General features: G+C 40.6%; 2 protein-coding genes. Both read left to right on the forward strand.

Going from position 1 to position 3569, the window contains the following annotated elements; all coding sequences use genetic code 11:
• The first annotated feature begins 101 nt into the window (after positions 1 to 101).
• Positions 102 to 2846: a glycoside hydrolase gene (locus AC1WHX_RS11275; protein ID WP_481229378.1), complete on the forward strand. Its 2745-nt coding sequence runs from the start codon at positions 102 to 104 to the stop codon at positions 2844 to 2846.
• Between the two features lie 133 nt (positions 2847 to 2979).
• Entirely contained in the window at positions 2980 to 3486 is a 507-nt protein-coding gene (locus tag AC1WHX_RS11280; RefSeq protein WP_009316473.1) for a ferritin-like domain-containing protein, read from the forward strand.
• Positions 3487 to 3569: the final 83 nt, after the last annotated feature.

Below are 3569 nucleotides of genomic sequence, written 5' to 3' on the forward strand. Positions count from 1 at the left end.
TGATGTTGAAACTTTATGCAAATATATAACGATTAAAAATTATACAATGGAAACAGATTTTTGAATTTTATAGTTCCACTAATGGCAGCAATATTTATTTGATGCCGATATACGGGTATGATGATAATTCAAGTGGTATTGTTTCCTGTGCCAATAAGATTAATAATGGTATTTGGGAGCCGTTATATGGTCCTCGAATAGAAAAGGATAATACATGGCATCATATTGCGTTGGTAGTTGCCGGAGTTTCTTGGAATTATTATCTGGACGGTAAGAAAGTTGGTTCGAAAAAGATCTTGTCTCCTATATCTTTGTTGGATCTGACACATCTTTATTTCGGTGTTAATCCCGATCGTTCACCGCATCCAAGCACCGGATCGATAGATGATGTTAACATCTATCATTATCCGTTGAGTGCGAGTCAGGTAGCTCAAATATATGCGGGCGAAGCCATAACGGAGCCTCTTCCGGAAGGCCCTATAACTTTCCTTTTCGATAATGATTTGAAAGAGGAAGGCGGACGCATCACTATCGAGGGGTCAGGATATTCATTTGAAGAGGATTCACAGAGGGGTCAGGTGGTAAAGTTGGAAGCAGGCGGACAGTTGCAGTTTTCCGATAATATCATTCCCGATGAAGCTTCGACGTTGAATTTTCTGTATAAGAAAGAGTCTATTGACGATGCAGATCATGGCAAATATATTTATCGGGCTTTTAAGGATGAAAACAACGGTTATGGCCTTAAGATAAAGGTTGACGGGGATGCAGCCTATGTGGTTTTGGAGACCATCGTAGAAGGGGAGAAGATCGAGACGGTGGGCAGTGAGCTTTTAGAGTCCGGGAAATGGAATGCGATAAGTGTAGTGCATGCGGTAACCCCCAGAATCATTATACGCGTTTATCAGAACGGTAAGCAGACGGCAGCGAAAGTAGCGGTAAATCCTTATAATTTAGGTTTTGATAAATGGTCTTTAGGTAGTACTGTTGCATCAGAGAGTGCCGGAGGGTTTTATGATGAGTTAATGGTCGATGATTATGCGATGGATGTCGAAGATGTTGCCTATTACTATTCATCAACGCTTATGTCTCCGGTCGAAGTAACCGTCGACTGTTCAAATAAATATCAAACAATACGGAATTTCGGATCGTCTGATGCCTGGAATGCCGATTGGTTGGGGCGGCTTTGGCCTGAAGCGAAGAAGAATCGTTTAGCTGAACTGCTGTTCAGTAAAGAGCTGGATGAAAACGGAAATCCGAAAGGGATGGGCCTCTCTTGCTGGCGGTTCAATATCGGTTCGGGTTCGGCAACGCAAGGCGATGATGCAGGAATGGGCGATTCGAAACGTACCGAATGTTTTTTGAATCCCGATGGAACTTATACATGGGAGAGACAGACCGGGCAGCTCTGGTTTCTTAGAAAGGCGGCATTGGAATATGGCGTAGAAGACCTTTTAGGATTTATGAATTCTCCTCCTATATATATGACGAAACACGGTTATGCTTATAATAAAGATAATGGATCGAACTATATTCTTGCGGAAGATAAATACGACGATTATGCGTTATTTGCAGCAGAGGTTGTCGATCATTTTGACAAGGAGGGTATTCATTTCGATTATATCAGCCCGATGAATGAGCCACAATATGCTTGGGCAGGAGGGCAAGAAGGATCACCGGCTACCGATCAGGAGATTGCAGATGTGATAAAGGCTATGAGCAGTGCGTTTGCGGCAAAACAGTTGACGACACAGTTGACTTTCGCAGAAGCCGGTTTTCTTGGTAGTGCAGAGTCTCAGATTCCGAAATTTTGGGGGAATGAACAGCCGACGATGAAAGTAGCGGGATTGCCGAATGTTTCTAATATCGTATCTGCACATAGTTATTGGGCAGATCAGGATGCTCAGGGCATGTATGATACCCGCGTTAATTTTAGGAAAGCTATGGATGCCGTGAATCCTCCACTCGAATATTTTCAGTCGGAGTACAGTCTTTTGGACGGCGGATACAGTTGGGGGCATCCAGGTTCAGAAGGGGGATTCAGTGAAATAGAATGTGCCATCTCCCTGGCCCGTATGCTGCATGTCGATCTGGTGGTAGCTAATGCTACCGGGTGGCATTGGTGGACAACTTTTGAATCGGGTAGTCATTACGGAGAAAGCCGCTTTGCTTTAATTGAAGCTCCGACGGTAGAAGGTCTTAATGATGGCTTTATTCACGGAACAAAGCTTCTTTACACATTAGGACAATATTCCCGATTCGTACGTCCTGGAATGAAGCGGGTGGAAGCGAAACGATCAGATAATTTAAGTGTTGTCGATGCGTTGAAGAACGATATGTATTCTTCGTACATTAATGAAGCAACGCAGCAAGTCGTAATTATTGCGACAAATTCGAGAACTGTGAAAAGACCGTTTACGTTTAAGGTAGAGAATATATCCGGTAATACAGACTTGGAGTTTACTCCTTATGTGACTTCAGAGGGTGACAATATGAAAGCTTATCCTAAGATTAAAGAAGGCGATGTGTTTACGATACCCCCTCTTTCAGTGGTGACATTTGTGTCGGGTTCAGGAGATATTTCTTCTGTTACAACGGTAAAGGAGGAAGATAAGAATAGGGATATTCATATTCAGCCGAATCCTGTTAGGGATGAAGCTACGGTTAGTAGTGGAAGTCCTATGAAAAATGTCACTTTATATGATGTTTACGGAAAACTTGTTTACCGGCAATCGGATATAAATGAAAAAATCTGTAAATTATCTTTGTCTGGCTTATTACCGGGAATGTATGTTGTAAAAGTGGAGACAGATAATGGTTGTAAAACACAAAAGATGATAAAAAAATGATTTATAGAAGTCCGGAATTTCCGGACTTCTTTTTTATCGGACATCATATAATTATTCCGGATTCTAAACATTTTATCTCATAGTTTGTTTTAAGTAATAAATCGACATTTATTTACATAATAAAAATAGAATTATGGGAAAAAAAGGAGTTGAAATTCTTACATTGGATGTAAAGAGTTTGATCGATGTTCTGAATCAGGCATTGGCAGAAGAATGGTTGGCATATTATCAATATTGGGTAGGAGCACGTGTAATGAAAGGTCCGATGCATGATGACATTGAAAAAGAATTATTGAAACATGCAGATGAAGAACTTGATCATGCAAAACTGTTAATTGACAGAATTATTCAGTTGGATGGTACTCCGGTTCTGTCGCCTGAAGAATGGTTTAAATTAGCTCATTGTAAATATCTACCTCCGGTAGATCCTAATATTGAGGCTATATTGAAACAAAATCTCGGATCAGAAAGATGTGCTATTCAGAGATACGAAGATATCGCTAATTTCACTAATGGAAAAGATTTTACGACTTTCAATATCGCTACTCATATTCTTGCAGAAGAATTGGAGCATGAAGAAGATATTGAGTCATGGTTGGAAGATATGCGTATTTTCCGCCAAGAAGTTTGCAAAGCTTAATATGTTGGGGTGTTTTTGATGAAGAAAAGACTTTGTCTGAGTGATCGGGCAGAGTCTTTTTGATATTGTTTGCAGATAAAAAT

Source organism: Coprobacter sp., assembly GCF_982436375.1.